15 protein-coding genes are annotated in these 15765 nt (G+C 71.4%); 11 read left to right on the top strand and 4 right to left on the bottom strand.

All coding sequences use genetic code 11. The annotated features are described in order from the left end of the window. Both A6A25_RS32465 and A6A25_RS32460 read right to left on the bottom strand, forming a co-directional pair. Nucleotides 1–826: bifunctional helix-turn-helix transcriptional regulator/GNAT family N-acetyltransferase (locus tag A6A25_RS32465; protein ID WP_241829029.1), on the bottom strand; the 826-nt coding region annotated here is incomplete at its 3' end. 38 nt (nt 827–864) lie between these two features. Beyond that, nucleotides 865–2298, bottom strand: a complete 1434-nt coding sequence (locus tag A6A25_RS32460; protein ID WP_241829028.1) for a bifunctional phosphatase PAP2/diacylglycerol kinase family protein — start codon at nt 2296–2298, stop codon at nt 865–867. Between the two features lie 80 nt (nt 2299–2378). Between A6A25_RS32460 and pafA the strand changes: the two genes are divergently transcribed. The 8 genes from pafA to A6A25_RS32420 all read left to right on the top strand — a co-directional run bounded on the left by pafA (nt 2379) and on the right by A6A25_RS32420 (nt 9181). After that, entirely contained in the window at nt 2379–3737 is a 1359-nt protein-coding gene (gene pafA, locus A6A25_RS32455) for a Pup--protein ligase (RefSeq protein ID WP_053716655.1), read from the top strand. A gap of 65 nt (nt 3738–3802) precedes the next feature. Further along, nucleotides 3803–4342 (top strand): SRPBCC family protein, encoded by a 540-nt coding sequence (locus A6A25_RS32450; protein ID WP_241829027.1) that lies wholly within the window; start codon nt 3803–3805, stop codon nt 4340–4342. Nucleotides 4343–4631: 289 nt separating this feature from the next. Continuing rightward, a complete protein-coding gene (locus A6A25_RS32445) occupies nt 4632–5618 on the top strand; it encodes a helix-turn-helix transcriptional regulator (protein WP_073896780.1) in 987 nt (328 codons plus the stop codon). Continuing rightward, nucleotides 5615–6586, top strand: a complete 972-nt coding sequence (locus A6A25_RS32440) for a helix-turn-helix transcriptional regulator (protein WP_073896778.1) — start codon at nt 5615–5617, stop codon at nt 6584–6586. Before A6A25_RS32445 ends, A6A25_RS32440 begins: the two co-directional genes overlap by 4 nt. Nucleotides 6587–6604: 18 nt before the next feature. Further along, entirely contained in the window at nt 6605–6871 is a 267-nt protein-coding gene (locus tag A6A25_RS32435) for a bacteriophage holin (protein ID WP_073896777.1), read from the top strand. Further along, nucleotides 6864–7220, top strand: coding sequence for a Sec-independent protein translocase subunit TatA (gene tatA / locus A6A25_RS32430; RefSeq protein ID WP_073896775.1), 357 nt, complete (start codon nt 6864–6866; stop codon nt 7218–7220). Before A6A25_RS32435 ends, tatA begins: the two co-directional genes overlap by 8 nt. Nucleotides 7221–7340: 120 nt before the next feature. Next, nucleotides 7341–8252: a twin-arginine translocase subunit TatC gene (tatC, locus tag A6A25_RS32425; protein ID WP_083668856.1), complete on the top strand. Its 912-nt coding sequence runs from the start codon at nt 7341–7343 to the stop codon at nt 8250–8252. 44 nt (nt 8253–8296) lie between these two features. Next, nucleotides 8297–9181 (top strand): diacylglycerol/lipid kinase family protein, encoded by an 885-nt coding sequence (locus A6A25_RS32420; RefSeq protein WP_073896772.1) that lies wholly within the window; start codon nt 8297–8299, stop codon nt 9179–9181. Here the strand turns inward: A6A25_RS32420 and A6A25_RS32415 are convergent. After that, nucleotides 9165–9650: a hypothetical protein gene (locus tag A6A25_RS32415; RefSeq protein WP_073896771.1), complete on the bottom strand. Its 486-nt coding sequence runs from the start codon at nt 9648–9650 to the stop codon at nt 9165–9167. The two genes, A6A25_RS32420 and A6A25_RS32415, sit on opposite strands and share 17 nt — an antisense overlap. Before the next feature lie 128 nt (nt 9651–9778). On the opposite strand from A6A25_RS32415, the gene A6A25_RS32410 reads away from it, so the two are divergent. From A6A25_RS32410 to A6A25_RS32400, 3 genes are all read left to right on the top strand, one after another. Then, the gene (locus tag A6A25_RS32410; RefSeq protein ID WP_073896769.1) at nt 9779–12544 is read left to right on the top strand and encodes a DEAD/DEAH box helicase; all 2766 of its coding nucleotides are present in this window, start codon (nt 9779–9781) and stop codon (nt 12542–12544) included. Between the two features lie 131 nt (nt 12545–12675). Further along, the gene (locus tag A6A25_RS32405) at nt 12676–13362 is read left to right on the top strand and encodes a DUF4333 domain-containing protein (RefSeq protein ID WP_073896768.1); all 687 of its coding nucleotides are present in this window, start codon (nt 12676–12678) and stop codon (nt 13360–13362) included. A 129-nt stretch (nt 13363–13491) separates the two neighbouring features. Further along, nucleotides 13492–14700 carry a GNAT family N-acetyltransferase gene (locus tag A6A25_RS32400; RefSeq protein ID WP_073896766.1) on the top strand — a complete coding sequence of 403 codons (1209 nt, stop codon included), beginning with the start codon at nt 13492–13494 and terminating at the stop codon, nt 14698–14700. A gap of 49 nt (nt 14701–14749) precedes the next feature. On the opposite strand, the gene A6A25_RS32395 is transcribed toward A6A25_RS32400, so the two are convergent. Further along, nucleotides 14750–15568: a hypothetical protein gene (locus A6A25_RS32395; RefSeq protein ID WP_073896765.1), complete on the bottom strand. Its 819-nt coding sequence runs from the start codon at nt 15566–15568 to the stop codon at nt 14750–14752. Nucleotides 15569–15765 lie beyond the last annotated feature (197 nt).

The raw sequence follows: 15765 nt of genomic DNA, 5'->3' as shown, positions 1-15765 counted from the left end.
TCGTGAAACCGACCTTCTCGTACAGGTGCCGCGACGCCGCCAGCCCGGCCACGGTCCACAGCACCATCCGCTCGTACCCGGCACGGCGGGCGAAGCGCACGCACTCGTCCACCAGCCGGGCACCGATGCCCAGGCCCCGGGCGGCCGGTTCCACGAGCAGCATCCGCAGCTTCGCCGTCCGGTCGTCCACCCGCACGCAGAAGATCGACCCGGCCGGCTCTCCGTCGACCTCGGCGATCCACGCCGCCTCGCGGTCCGGCAGGTGGTGCTCCACGTACTCGCCCGCGATCCGCGCGACCATGGCCTCGAAGGTCTGGTCGAAGCCGCACTCCTCGGCGTACCGCACCCCGTGCCGGTTCACCACCCAGCCGAGGTCGCCCGGTCGCAACGGCCGCAGCAGGTACGACCGGGGCGTGTCGGTGAGCACGCGTTCGATCTTGCGCATCGACGCCACCAGCTCGGCGCGGTCCGCCGGCGGCACGCGCTCCAGCAGCGCGCCGACCTCCGCGTCCGAACGGGCGTTGAGCTCGGCGAACACCGACTCACCACGCGGGGTCGGGGCGACGACTTGGCGGCGCGCGTCCCGCGTGGACGCGGTGCGGGTGACCAGGCCGTCGCGCTCGAAGGCGGTCAGGATGCGGCTGAGGTAGCCGGCGTCCAACGACAGCGCCGTCCGCAGGTCCGGCACCTCGCACGGGCCCGCGGCCAGCTCGAACAGCACCCTCACCTCGGTCAGCGAGTACGGCGAGGACAGGTAGCTCCGGTCGAGCACGCCGATCACGCCGGTGTAGAAGCGGTTGAACGCGCGGACGTCGGCGACCGTCATCGTTGACTCCCTCAACAGAACTGTTGACGGAGTCAACCTTATCCGCGGGGTCGGTAGACGGCCAGGGCGGCGGGCCGGGAGCGGAACTCGAACGTGGACCCGGTGGGGCCGACCTCGCCGTCCGTCGCGATCGCCACCTCGCCGTCGAGCAGCCGCACGTCCAGCCACCGCGTCTCCAGGTGCCGGTAGGTGCGGCTGCGGTGCAGCGAGCCGAGCAGGGCGCCGAGGAAGAACCGCGCCCGCGAGAACCGGGTGTCGGCGCGGATGTACCGCACGTCCATCAGGCCCGCGTCGAGGGCGGGCCGCATGGTCGGCGCGAAGCCCTTGGGCCGGTACGGGCCGTTGCCGACGAACAGCATCCAGACCAGCTGCGGCTCGCCGTTCAGCTCGACCCGCAGCGGTCGCGACGTGCGCAGCACCCGGGCCAGCGCGATCGCCGCCGCCGGCCACTTGCCCCACTTGTCCTGCAACTTCTCCCTGAGCCGCACCATGTCGGGGTAGCCGCCGAGGCTCGCGGTGTTGACGAACCAGCGCGGTCCGGCGCCGTCCACGGACACCGCGGCCAGGTCCACCAGCACGCCGTCACCGTCCGCGACCGCCCGCGCGGTGTCGTCCAGCCCCTGCACGCCCACGTCCCGCGCGAAGTGGTTCAGCGTCCCGGCCGGCACCAGGACCAGCGGCAACCGGTGCGCCGCCGCCAGCGCCGCGACCGCCGCCACCGACCCGTCACCGCCCGCCACCCCCAGTGCGTGCGGACCGTGATCGGCGATCACCGTGTCGAGATCCTCGATTCCCACGATCGTGGCTTTCGGCCATTCCTGCACGAGCTGGTCCGTCGGGTCGTCCCCGCCCAGGCCCGCGCTCGGGTTCACCACGACCACCAGGCCCTCGCCGTCGACCAGCGCCTCCACCGCCCGGTGCTCGCGCGCCGACGCGGGCTCGGTTCGCCCCAGCGGCCACCAGCGCCTGGTCAGCAGGGCCGCACCGGCGCCGATCGCGGCTCCGGCGGCCACGTCCGACGGCCAGTGCACGCCCGTGTGCACCCGCGAGTACGCCACCGCCGCGGCGACCGGCGCGATCGCCGCCGCCAACGCGGACGACTCCATCGCCACCGCCGTGGTGAACGCCGCCGCCGACGCCGCGTGCCCGGACGGGAACGACGACGACGTGGGACGCCTGGTCAGCCGCCTGGGCACGAGCAGCAGGTCGGCCGCCGGCCTGCGGCGCGGGAACAGGCGCTTCGCGACCAGGCTCGCGCTGAAGCTCGCGCCCCCGATCGCCGCCACCCCGCGCAGCGCCGCCCGCCGCGTCACCCCTTTGCGCGCCGCCAGCACACCCGCGACCGCCAGCCACAACAGGCTGTGGTTGGCGGCGCGCGAAAGTGTCTTCATCCCCTCGTCCACCGGGGAGGCGCGCAGCGCCCCGGAACGCCGCATCATGGCCAGGTCCAGGCGGTTCACTCGTCGGAGCACACGAGAACGTTATCCGCGAAATCGGCGTGACGCCCGATTGGATCACTGAGGAAAGCTCCGAATGCGCCTACTGTTGAGGGATGCAGCGGCGGATCTTCGGCATTGAGACTGAGTTCGGGGTGACCTGCACCTTCCACGGGCAGCGCAGGCTGTCCCCGGATGAGGTCGCGCGTTATCTGTTCCGCCGGGTCGTCTCGTGGGGACGCTCGTCGAACGTCTTCCTGCGCAACGGCTCTCGGCTCTACCTGGACGTGGGCTCGCACCCGGAGTACGCGACCGCGGAGTGCGACGACCTCGCCCAGCTGGTCACGCATGACAAGGCTGGTGAGCGGATCCTCGAAGACCTGCTCGTCGACGCCGAGCGCAGGCTCGCCGACGAGGGCATCGGGGGCGATATCTTCCTGTTCAAGAACAACACCGACTCCGCGGGCAACTCCTACGGTTGCCACGAGAACTACCTGGTCGCGCGGGCGGGGGAGTTCTCCCGCATCGCCGACGTCCTGCTGCCGTTCCTGGTGACCAGGCAGCTCATCTGCGGCGCGGGCAAGGTGCTCCAGACGCCGCGCGGAGCGGTCTACTGCCTGTCGCAGCGGGCCGAGCACATCTGGGAGGGCGTGTCCAGCGCCACCACCCGGTCCCGCCCGATCATCAACACCCGCGACGAGCCGCACGCCGACGCCGAGCGCTACCGCAGGCTCCACGTCATCGTCGGCGACTCGAACATGTCCGAGGTGACCACGCTGCTCAAGGTGGGCAGCGCCAACCTCGTGCTGGAGATGATCGAGCAGGGCGTGCAGTTCCGCGACTTCAGCCTGGACAACCCGATCCGCGCGATCCGCGAGATCAGCCACGACCTGACCGGCAGGCGCACCGTGCGGCTGGCGGGCGGCAAGGAGGCCTCGGCGCTGGACATCCAGCGCGAGTACTACGAGCGCGCGGTGGAGCACGTGGCCAAGCGCGCGCCCGACCCCATGGCGGAACGGGTGCTGGAGCTGTGGGGCCGCACGTTGGACGCGGTCGCGTCGGAAGACCTGTCCAAGATCGACCGCGAGATCGACTGGGCCATCAAGTACCGGCTGATGGAGCGCTACCAGGCCAAGCACGACATGGACCTGTCCAACCCGCGCATCGCCCAGCTCGACCTCGCCTACCACGACATCCGGCGCGGCCGGGGCATCTTCGACCTGCTCCAGCGCAAGGACCAGGTGGAAAGGGTCACCGACGACGGCGAGATCGAGGCCGCCAAGGACACCCCGCCGCAGACCACGCGGGCCAAGCTGCGCGGTGACTTCATCGCCGCCGCGCAGGCCGCGGGCCGTGACTTCACCGTCGACTGGGTGCACCTCAAGCTCAACGACCAGGCGCAGCGGACCGTGCTGTGCAAGGACCCGTTCCGCGCGGTGGACGAACGCGTGGAGCGGCTGATCTCGTCCCTGTAGGGGCAGAGAGCCGGAGAGAGGCCCGGACCGGGTGGTCCGGGCCTTCTTCGGGGGACGTGGCCGTCGTGTCGACCACCGTGCTCGGCTACCTGGCCACCTGGTGGGGCCTGTCGCTGTCCAACCTGGTCGACCACGTCGAGGGCCGCCCGCTCACGCCGATGGTGGACTTCAGCACCACCGAGATGCGCGGCGAGGTGCACATCGACGCGCCCGTGGACGCGGTGGCGCACTCGCTGGTCGACGCCGAGCAGTACACGCGGTGGTTCGGCGTGAAGATCGACATCGAGGCGTGGGAGGGCGGCCGGGTCGCCATGGGCGGCTTCGAGGCCAACCCGCGGCCCGCGAAGGTGGTCGACTTCGAGCCCGGCAAGCGGATGGGCATCGACTGGGGCGGCATGGTGTCGACCTGGGAACTGGCCGAGTCCGGCGGCGGCACCCGGCTGACGTTCGTGCAGAGCGGCTTCGACACCGGTCAGCCGCCGTACGGCGCGTGGGCCGGTTGGCTGTCGGGCGTGGCGGAGCTGCGCCGGTTCCACGAGCTGCCCGACTGGCGGCCGATCTGGCTGCAGCCCGAGCTGCCCGAGGGCGCTCTCAGCGAGGGCTAAGTCGGGCCACCGCCCCGCGTGTCCTACCTTCCGAACGCGCGTGTCCTACGCCCAGGACCCCCGAGTTGAACGCTCAGAACGCGAGAGTCGTACGTCGGGAGCGCGAGAGTCCAACGTTCACGGCGCGTGAGTCCAACGTTCAGCGCACCTGTGTTCAACGCTCAGGACCGGCGCGCCGGCCGTCGGACCCGGGCGTCACCGGGTCCGGCAATCGGCTGAATGGACCATTCACCCGCAGTGAAGGCGGGGATGGCGTCATCCGGTGTTCGTCCGGGGTTAGGGTTCCGGTGTGGCCATCGCACGTGCCGAACGGCTCGTCAACCTGGTGCTGTGCCTGCTCTCGACCCGGCAGTACCTGACCGCCGAGCGCATCCGCGCCATCGTCCCCGGCTATAACGACGCCGCGACGGACGAGGCGTTCTTCCGCATGTTCGAACGCGACAAGACCGAGCTGCGCGACCTCGGCGTGCCGCTGGAGACCGGCCGCGGCCAGGGGTTCGACGCGGTCGACGGTTACCGCATCGCCCGCCGCGACTACGAGCTGGGCGACATCGACCTGGAACCGGACGAGGCCGCCGCCGTGGCGCTGGCCGCCCGGCTGTGGGACTCGCCGCAGTTCACCGGCGCCGCGCACGGCGCGCTGATCAAGCTCCGCGCCGCGGGCGTCGACGTCGACCAGGACGTGCACGTGCCGGTCGAGCCGAAGGTCCGCACCAGCGAACCGGCGTTCCCGCCGCTGCTCGCGGCCGTGCAGGAGGCCCGCGTGGTCGAGTTCGACTACCGCCGCCCGGTGCCCGTCGAGGTGCGCACCCGCACGGTCGAGCCGTGGGGCGTGGTCGCCTGGCGCGGCCGGTGGTACCTCGTCGGGCACGACCGCGACCGCGACGCGCCCCGCTGCTTCCGGCTGTCCCGGATCGTCGGCGACGTCCGCGCGATCGGCAAGGCGGGCGAGGTGCGCAGGCCCGACCAGTTCGACCTGCTGTCGTTCGTGGTCCGCAACCAGCCCGCCGCCGACCAGCCGCCCGCCACCGCCAAGCTGTGGGTGGCCGAGGGACGGGCGCAGGGCGTGCGCCGGCGGGCGAAGGTCGTCGGCGCACGCGACTTCGACGGCGAACCGGGTGACGTGCTGGAGATCGAGCTGAGGTTCCCCGACTCGGCCGCCGGGTGGATCGCGGGCTTCGGCCCGGACGTGGTGGTGCTGGAACCGGAAGTGCTGGCCAAGACGGTGCGGGAGAAGCTGCTCGGCGCGCTGCGCGGTGCGGGGGTGCGCGCGTGAACGCCGCCGCCGACCGGCTGCCCCGGCTGCTCGCCCTCGTGCCCTACCTGCTGGCCCGGCCCGGCATCCCGATCGACGAGGTCGCCGCCGACTTCGAGGTCACGCCCAAGCAGATCCGCAAGGACCTCGAGTTGCTGTGGATGTGCGGCCTGCCCGGCTACGGCCCCGGTGACCTGATCGACCTGTCCTTCGAGGGCGACACGGTCACCGTCACGTTCGACGCGGGCATGAGCCGCCCGCTGCGGTTGACCGCGGCGGAGGCGACGTCGCTGCTGGTGGCGCTGCGCGCGCTGGTCGAGACACCCGGCGTGGCCGACCAGGACGCGGTGCAACGCGCGGTGGCCAAGATCGAGGCCGCCGTCGGCCAGGCGCAGCCCGCCGGTGTCGCCGTCGGCCTGGCCCTGCGGGAGGCACCCGAGACGTCCCGCGTGCGCGACACCGTGTCCGACGGCGTCCTGCGCAACCGCGCCCTGTACCTGCGCTATTACACGCCGTCACGGGACGAGATCACCGGACGGGTCGTGGACCCGATGCGGATGCTGCTCGTGGAAGGCCGCAGCTACCTGGAAGCGTGGTGCCGCGCGGCCGACGGCGTGCGGCTGTTCCGGCTCGACCGGATCGACGCCGTCGACGTGCTGGACGAGCCCGCCGCGCCGCCGCCGCACGCCACGCCCACCGACACGTCGGAGGGGTTGTTCCAGCCGGACCCGTCGCAGCGGACCGCGGTGCTGGTGCTCGAACCGGACGCCCGCTGGGTGGCCGAGTACTACCCGACGGACGGCCTCGTCGAGCTGCCCGAGGGCCGGGCCAGGGTGCTCATGCGCTACGCCGACACCGCCTGGATGGTGCGACTGCTGCTCGGGTTGGGCGGCGAAGCGCACGTCGAGCAACCGCCCGACCTGGTGGCCGAGGTCGCCCGACAGGCCGAGGCGGCGTTGCGCCGGGCGGATCACCTCCCGGCAACCTAAGGCAAGTACGGTGGTGCCGTGCCGTACTTGCCGAGCCTGGCGCTGATCGTCCTCGGGGTGGTCGTGCTCGCCCTGATCGCGGTCCGAGTCCTCCGATCCTTGCGTCGCTTCCGTGCCGCAAGCACTCTGGTGGGTGACAGGGTCGGCGATGGCGTCGGTCTGCTGCGGGCGCGGTACGCCGCGCTCGGGGTGGCCATCGCCGAACGGCGTCCGGATCACGCCCGCGAGGGCAAGCCCCGCGTACCATCGGTGGACCGGGGGAGACAGGAGGACAACCGTGCCTAACCTCGGACCAACCGAGCTGATCATCATCGCCGTGGTGATCATCCTGCTGTTCGGCGCGAAGAAGCTGCCCGACATGGCGCGCTCCATCGGCCGTTCGGCGAAGATCCTCAAGGCCGAGACCAAGGGCCTGCGCAGCGAGGACGACCCGCAGCAGAACCAGGCCGGCACCACCGCCCAGCAGGCGCCCGCGCCGCAGCAGCTGCCTCCCGCCCAGCCGCAGGTGGCCCAGCAGCCGGTCGCGCAGCCGCAGCAGGTCGCCCAGCCCGTCGCGCAGCCGGTGCAGCCGCAGGTGGCGCCGCCCATCGAGCAGTCGGCGCAGAACCTGCAGAACAAGCAGAACACCAACTAGAGCCGCGTCAACGAGAGCCTAAGGACGGTCCGCACGGTGGGGGCAAGTCCGGTCCGGTGGTGGGCCCAGCGCCGGGAGCGCCGCAAGATCACCAGTCGTCGGGGCAACCCGGACGGCACCATGTCGTTGAAGGACCACCTCTACGACCTCCGGCACCGGCTGGGGTTGGCGCTGCTGTTCATCGTGGCCGGCGCGATCTTCGGCTTCATCTGGTGGGGCTGGCGCCCGTTCGGCCTGCCCAGCCTCGGTGACATCGTCGTCACCCCGTATTGCGAGATCCCGGAGACGCAGCGGCTCACCCAGGAGGGCAAGGGCTGCCAGCTGCTGCAGACCAAGCCGTTCGAGGTCTTCATGATCCGGCTGAAGGTCGGCGCCGGCGCGGGCATGGCGTTGACCGCGCCGCTGTGGCTCTACCAGGTGTGGCGGTTCATCTCGCCGGGCCTGTACGCCAAGGAGCGGCGCTTCGCCGTCGTGTTCGTGGCGATCGCCTCGGTGCTGTTCGTCGCGGGCGCCACGCTGGCGTTCTACGTCGTGCCGCAGGGCCTGGCGGTGCTGGTCGGCTTCGGTGACGAGCAGTTCATCACCGCGTTGACCGCGGGCGAGTACGTCAGCTTCGTGCTGGTGTTGCTGCTGATCTTCGGGGTGAGCTTCGAGCTGCCGCTGATCGTGGTGATGCTCAACCAGGTCGGCGTGGTCAGCTACGAGAAGCTGAACAAGTGGCGGCGCGGCATCGTGTTCGGCCTGTTCATCTTCGCCGCGATCGCCACCCCGGGCACCGACCCGATCTCCATGGTCGCGCTGGCCGTGGCGCTCGTGCTGCTGTTCGAGCTGGCCATCCAGATCGCCCGCGTGCACGACAAGCGGGTCGAGCGCAGGCGCAAGGCCGAGGGCCTCGACGACATCCCCGACGACGTGGCCGCGCCGTTCGAGTACACGCCGTCCGCGGTCGAGGAACCGTCGCCCGAACCGGTGCCCGCCCCCGATCCGGCGCCCGAGGCGCCCGGCCGCGTGCGCTACGACGACGTGACCTGAGCGAGATCACTCGATGAGGTGAAGCCTTTGTAGGCTTCCCGACCATGTCGACGTCAACGCGGGCGGCCCTGCTGGTGTGCCCCGCCTCGGGCAAGGGCAGGGCCGCGCGCATGGCGGGCACCGTCGCCGAACGGCTGCGGGCCGTGGTCGACCGGCTCGACCTGCACGTCGCACCCACCGCCGAGGGCACGGCCGCGGCCGCACGCCGGGCGGTCGACGACGGCGTGGACGTGCTCGTGGTCCTCGGCGGCGACGGGGGTGCGCACCTGGCGGTGCAGGCGTGCGCGGAGTCCCCGACCGCACTCGCCGTGGTGCCCGCCGGCACCGGGAACGACCTGGCCACCGCCTTGGGCACCACCTCGGTGGACGACGTCGTCACCGCGTTGTGCGAGGGCACCCGCGCCGACTACGACCTCGGGCGCGTGGAGAACGGTCCCTGGTTCGCCACCGTGCTGTGCGCGGGGTTCGACTCCGCGGTCAACGAGCGGGCGAACGCGATGCGCTGGCCCGCCGGACCCCGTCGCTACGACCTGGCGATCCTGGCCGAGCTGGCCGCGCTGCGACCGCGGCGGCTGGTCGTGGAGACCGAGGACGACGTGCTGGAACTGGACGCGCTGCTGGTCGCGGTCGGCAACACGACCAGCTACGGCGGCGGCATCCCGGTGTGCCCGGACGCCTCGGTGACCGACGGCCTGTTCGACCTGACCGTGGTGCGTGCCGCGCCACGGCGCACCCTGCTGCGGATGCTGCCCACGCTGCGCACCGGGCGCCACGTGGACCACCCCGCCGTGCGGACCCTCCGGGCGCGTTCCGCACGGCTGTCCGGGCCGTCCTGGGTGGCTTACGCCGACGGCGAACGCCTGAGCGGGATGCCGTTGACGACCACGTGCGTTCCGGGGGCGTTGACGGCCGTCACCGGTGCCGGCTGAGCACGTCCCGCCTGCGCCACGAGCCGCGTGGTTCGGTCGTGCCCCGGTCGAACAGCCACCCGGTGACGGCGAGCACCCCGTTGGCCGCGTCCAGCGGTGTGCCGTGCGCCGATTCGAGGGTCTCGATCTCGTGCCTGCCGCAATCCCGGATCGCGTCGCAGCGCACCGAGATCTCACCCTCCACCTGCCACGGCGGCGGTGACCTGAGCACGTTGCGGTGCGGGTCGCGGGGCAGTGAAACGTGCACGTCGAAGGCCAGTTCCTCGATCTCGGCGCGGGCCGACAACCCCGCGTAGGGCGCGCCGGGCAGGTGGTCGAACACCAGGCCCGTGCCCGGTCCGCCCAGGTGACCGGCGAGCCGCTCGACCCGGACGGCGGCCAGCCGCAGCACGGCCAGCACCGGGTCGACCTCGACCAGGTCCGGGAACACCCACCGCAGGTCGCCCTCCGCCAACGGAATCGCCTCCACGGGGCACGAGTGTGCCCCATGGTCGACCCCTGTGGTCTTTATAACTTCAGTGTTGATTGAAAGAGAGGTTCCGGTTTCCGGTGCGGATCTGAAGCGATTTTGTCGGTCCCGTATGACAGCCTGGACAGGTGTCAAGCACTCCGCGGTCTCCGGCCGACTCGTACGCGGACTTCCGCCGCCGCTCCACCCGGCCTCAGCTGGCCGACTTCCTGGGGGTCATCTCGTTCGAACTCGACCCGTTCCAGCAACGCGCCTGCGAGGCGCTGGAGGACGGGCACGGCGTGCTGGTCTGCGCGCCCACCGGTGCCGGCAAGACCGTGGTCGGCGAGTTCGCCGTGCACCTGGCCCTGTCCGAGGGCCGCAAGTGCTTCTACACCACCCCGATCAAAGCCTTGTCGAACCAGAAGTACGCCGACCTCGTCGCCCGCTACGGCGCGAACAAGGTCGGCCTGCTCACCGGCGACACCTCGGTCAACGGCGACGCGCCGATCGTCGTGATGACCACCGAGGTGCTGCGCAACATGCTGTACGCGGGCTCCTCGACGCTGAACACCCTCGCCTACGTGGTGATGGACGAGATCCACTACCTCGCCGACCGGTTCCGCGGCCCGGTGTGGGAGGAAGTGATCCTGCACCTGCCCGAGTCGGTGCGGCTGGTCGGCCTGTCCGCCACCGTCAGCAACGCCGAGGAGTTCGGCGAGTGGCTGGTCGAGGTGCGCGGCGACACCACCGTCGTGGTGGACGAGCACCGGCCCGTGCCGCTGTGGCAGCACATGCTGGCGGGCGGCCGGATGATGGACCTGTTCGCGGGCGAGGGCCCGGACGGCCACGCCCGGATCAACCCGCAGCTGCTGCGCCACACCGACGACCTGTCCCGCTTCCACGTGCCGTGGAGCCGCAACCGCAACAACAAGGACCAGCGGGGTCGTCCGCCGCGCGGCTCGGGCTTCAAGCCGCCGTCCCGGGTCGACATCGTGCAGCGGCTCGACGGCGCGGGCCTGCTGCCCGCCATCGACTTCGTGTTCAGCCGCGCGGGCTGTGACGCGGCCGTGCTGCAGTGCGTGCGGGCAGGGCTGCGGCTCAACTCCACCGACGAGGTCGAGCAGATCCGCGAGGTCATCGAGGAGAAGACCAAGGACCTGCCGCAGGGCGACCTGATGGTGCTGGGCTACTGGGAGTGGCGCGAAGCGCTGGAACGCGGCATCGCCAGCCACCACGCCGGTCTGCTGCCCGCGTTCAAGGAGACCGTCGAGGAGCTGTTCGTCCGCGGCCTGGTGAAGGTCGTGTTCGCCACCGAGACCCTGGCTCTGGGCATCAACATGCCCGCGCGCACCGTCGTGCTGGAGAAGCTGGTCAAGTACAACGGCGAGGCGCACGTCGACCTCACGCCCGGCGAGTACACCCAGCTCACCGGCCGTGCCGGACGGCGCGGCATCGACGTCGAGGGTCACGCGGTGGTGGTGTGGCAGCCCGGTGTCGACCCGAAGGCGGTCGGCGGCCTGGCGTCCACCCGCACGTACCCGCTGCGGTCGTCGTTCCGGCCCGGCTACAACATGGCCGTCAACCTGGTGAACCAGCTCGGCGCGGCGGCGGCCCGGGAGATTTTGGAGCAGTCGTTCGCCCAGTTCCAGGCGGACCGGTCGGTGGTCGGCCTGGCCCGCCGGATCGAGCGCAACCGGGAGGCGCTGGGCGGCTACGCCGAGGCGATGACGTGCCACCTCGGCGATTTCACGGAGTACGCGTCGCTGCGCCGCCGGGTCGCCGAGCGGGAGAAGGCGCTGGCGCGGCAGAACACCTCGGCGAAGCGGGCCGAGGCGGCGCAGTCGTTGGAGCGGCTGCGCAAGGGTGACGTGATCGCGGTGCCGTCCGGGCGCCGGTCGGGGCTGGCCGTGGTGATCGACCCCGGCCTGGAGCCGCTGGGCGAGGCGCGTCCGTTCGTGGTGACCGAGGACCGGTGGGCGGGCCGGCTGTCGTCGGCGGACTTCCCCATGCCGGTCGAGGTGCTGGGCAAGATGCGGCTGCCGAAGCAGGTCGACACGCGGTCGCCGAAGTCGCGGCGGGACCTGGCGGCGTCGTTGCGCGCCACCGGGATCGTCGCGCCCGCGATGCGCAAGCGCCGGTCGAACGCCGACGACGACGCGGAACTCGCCACGTTGCGGCGGGCGTTGCGGGCGCACCCGTGCCACGGCTGCGAGAAGCGCGAGGAACACGCCCGCTGGGGCGAGCGCTACCACCGGCTGCTGGCCGAGACCGAGCAGCTGGAGCGCAAGGTCGCCGCGACCACGCACTCGTTGGCGCGCGAGTTCGACCGGATCCGCGGGCTGCTGCGCGAACGCGGCTACCTGCACGCCGAGGAGAACGGGCCCGGCGAGGAGGTCACCGAGCACGGCAAGCGGCTGACCAGGCTCTACAGCGAGTCCGACCTGCTGGCCGCCGAGTGCCTGCGGCACGGCGTGTGGCGTGACCTCGACCCGGCGGAGCTGGCCGCGGTCGTGTCGGCGCTGGTGTACGAGGCGCGCCGGGACGGTCCGCTGGAGGCGCGGCTGCCACCGGGCAAGGTGTCGGACGCGTTGACCGCGACGGCCCGGCTGTGGGCCGAGTTGGAGGACGACGAGCGCAGGCACCGGCTCGACCGCACCCGCCAGCCCGATCCGGGGTTCGCGTGGGCGGTGTACCGGTGGGCGCGCGGCGAGTCGTTGGAGAAGGTGCTGTCCGCGGCCGAGGAGAACGGTGCCGAGCTGGGCGCGGGCGATTTCGTCCGCTGGTGCCGGCAGGTGATCGACTTCCTGGACCAGATCCGGGACGTCGTCGGTGGCGGTGATCCGGTCGGTGCGGCCGCCCGGAAGGCGGTGGACGCGCTGCGCCGCGGGGTGGTGGCGATGGCCACCGTTTGACAAAGCTTTGCGGGGCGGGTGGGTACCGTGCGGGTGGCTGTGGTTTGATCGCGCCCGCAAGCCTTGAACAGCTTGTCCAGATCGTTGAAGACCGTCCAGACCTTGTCCAGACCGACCGTCGGAGGCCGAGCATGACCAGTCCGTACGGACCGTCCGGAGGGAACGACCCGCAGCCGCAGTGGGGCCAGCAGCAACAGCCCTACGGTGGTGGGTACCCCGGCACGCCGTCGGGTGGTTTCCCCGCTCAGCAGCCCAACCCCTACGGGCAGCCGGACCCGTCGCAGCAGCAGTGGGGCCAGCAGCCCCAGCAGCAGCCGTACACGCAGCAGTACCCCGCCGGGTACGACCCGAACAACCCGCAGTCGAACCCGTACGGGCAACCGCAGCAGGGTCAGTACGGGCAGCAGTTCGGCCAGCCGGGTCAGCCCGGCCAGTTCGGGCAGCAGCCGGGCCAGTTCGGGCAGCCGGGGCAGTACGGCCAGCAGCCGCCGCCGAAGAAGTCCAGCGCCGTGCTGTGGGTCGTGGTGGCGCTCGTCGTGCTGGTGGTCGCGGCCGTCGGTATCACCGGTTTCGTCGCGCCGGGGTTCTTCAACACCAAGGTCTTCGACCAGGCGGCCGTGCAGAACGGTGTCGTCGGCGTGCTGAAGGACGACTACAAGCTCAAGGACGTGGAGAGCGCGACCTGCCCGGCCGAGCAGGAGGTCAAGCCGAACACGACCTTCGAGTGCAAGGTGAAGGTCGAGGGCAAGGAGAAGACGGTCAAGATCACCGTGAAGACCGAGGACGGCGAGTACGAGGTCGGCCAGCCCGCGGGCTAATCCGGTCGGTGCTGATCGAGGCCACTCCCGCGTCTGGTCGCGGGGTGGCCTCGCGTCTTTTTGTGGGGTGTTTTCGGGTGTGATGAAACTCGTTAGCCGTGCGAGCGACCTGTGCGGCACCATGCGGGGGTGACCGACCACGACGTCCGCGTGCTGGACGACTCCGAGTACCGAACCGCCCACAGCCTGTTCCGCGGCACGCTCCACCACCCGCCCGCACCGGACGACCAGTGGGAGTTCGTGCGGGGGTCGTACGAGCCGGGCCGCGTGTTCGGTGCGTTCGCCGACGGGGAGATGATCGGCACCGTCCAGTCGTTCCCGTCCCGGTTGGCCGTGCCGGGCGGTGCCGTCGTGCGGCACGCGGCCGTGAGCCGGGTCGGGGTGAGGGCGGACTGGACGCGTCGGGGTGTGCTGAGCGCGTTGCAGCGGGTGCAGCTCCGGGCGATGCGGTCGGCGGGTGACGTGGCGGCGACCTTGCGCGCGTCGGAGACGGCCATCTACGGCCGTTACGGCTACGGCGTCGCCACCCGGTACCGGTTCCTGACCATCGACCGCCGCAAGGCGGGGCCACTCGCGCGCCCGGTCGGTCGGGTGCGGTTGGTCGAGGCGGAGGCGGGGGAGCGGATCGCGCGGGGGTTGTTCGAGGAGCTGTCGCTGGGGCGTGCGGGCACGATCGCCCGGTGGCCCGCGTGGTGGGCCCTCAACTTCACGCGCGTGGCGGCTGAGCAGAACATCAAGTTCGCGGTCCGTTCGGGCGGGTCGGGTGATGACGCGTACGTGGTGTACAAGGTCGTGCCCGGTGAACAGGACTCGAGCGAGGACAAGCCGACCAGGTTGGCGGTGCTGGACCTGTGGGCGCGCACTGCCGAGGCGTGGGCCGACCTGTGGCTGTTCCTGCTGGGCGTCGACCTGGTGGCGGAGGTGACGACGTTCGGCCGGCCGTTGGACGAGCCGGTGGAGTGGCTGCTGGGTGACCGGCGGGCGTGCCGGGTCGCCGAGGAGGCCGACGAGACTTGGCTGCGGCTGCTCGATGTGCCTGCCGCCCTGTCCGCTCGCACGTATCGCGCGGCCGAGCCGGTGGTGCTCGGGGTGCGTGACGCGTACCTGCCGGAGAACGCGGGGTCGTACCGCGTCACGGCGGAGGGTGTGACGAAGGTCGATGACGACCCCGACCTGATCGTGGACGTGGACGTGCTCGGGTCGACCTACCTGGGTGACGTCTCGTTCTCCACGCTCGCCGCGGCCCGTCGCCTGGACGTCGTCAACCCCGACGCCCTCGCCCGCGCCGACGCCCTGTTCGCGGTGTCCGAGGTCCCTTGGAGCGGCACCTACTTCTGATTTCTTCCGCTCTTTTGCGTGATTTCTGCTCTTGCGTGGTTCGTCGTCCTCACCCGGTCGGCCGAAGCCGTCGAACCTTCGACGGATCGCCCCGCAAGAGGTCGTCCCGATCGAGGACGAAGTCGCCGTTGGGGATGCGTTCGTGCTCGTACCGCACCCCGATCACCCGATCGGCGAGGAACTCCCGCAATTTGTGACGCATCGTGCTGCCGTGGTCGACCGGGTGACCCCACCCCTCACCCATCCCGTGGGAGCCGAACAGCAGCCAGTGATCCGGCCGCACCCACGCGTCGAGGTCCGGAACCCCACCGGTGTGACTGTCCAGCCCGGGCAACACGAGCCGATCAACCTCGACCGGGCGATACCAGAGCAACAACGGCCTCGCCCGCCGCGCCTCGACGTTGTCGAAGCAACACAACACGATCGTGTGGCCAGGAAAGACATCGGCATAGAACTCGAACAACTCAGCCCGCAACCGCGGCCGCTTGTGCGGCGGCACCTGCTCCAGCGCTGCCGGGATGCGCGTCGGATCGGACGCCAACACGACCGTGTAGACGTCGTGCTCGAACACCTCCACGCCGCCGCCCATCCAGTCCATCGCCACCGCCCCACCGGCCGCCACGGCGAACGGCCGCACCGCATCCACCATCCTGCTCAACACCGCGCCGTCACGCCCCGCCGACAGGAAGTGCTCACGCCCCACCCCGACCGCGGGCACGTGCAGCACCATCGCATTGGGCCCGACGGCCAGATTCACCACGCTGTTCTGGTACCCGAGCACTTCGATCGACCCGTGCACCGGATGCTCACACCGACCCGCGTAGAGGATCGTGCCGGTGAACTCGGCGTCGTCGGCGGAAACACACACGCAGCGCACGCTACCGCCCCACCCTGGCTCAACCCCCGCCTACGGGCACCTTCCCCTTCACCACCCCCCGCCACCGCCAGTGCCACTGCGACCCGCCACTCAGCGCCACTGCCGCCGCCCGCCACCGCCGCCGCCCGCCACCGCCGCCGCCCGCCACCGCCGCCGCCCGCCACCGCCGCCAGCCGCCGCCAGCGGCC

The sequence above is a fragment of the Saccharothrix sp. CB00851 genome, assembly GCF_001905065.1.
In the GTDB taxonomy this organism is placed as follows: domain Bacteria; phylum Actinomycetota; class Actinomycetes; order Mycobacteriales; family Pseudonocardiaceae; genus Actinosynnema.
Note: the sequence above shows the minus strand (reverse complement) of the source record. Positions and strands in the feature narration are given on the sequence as shown.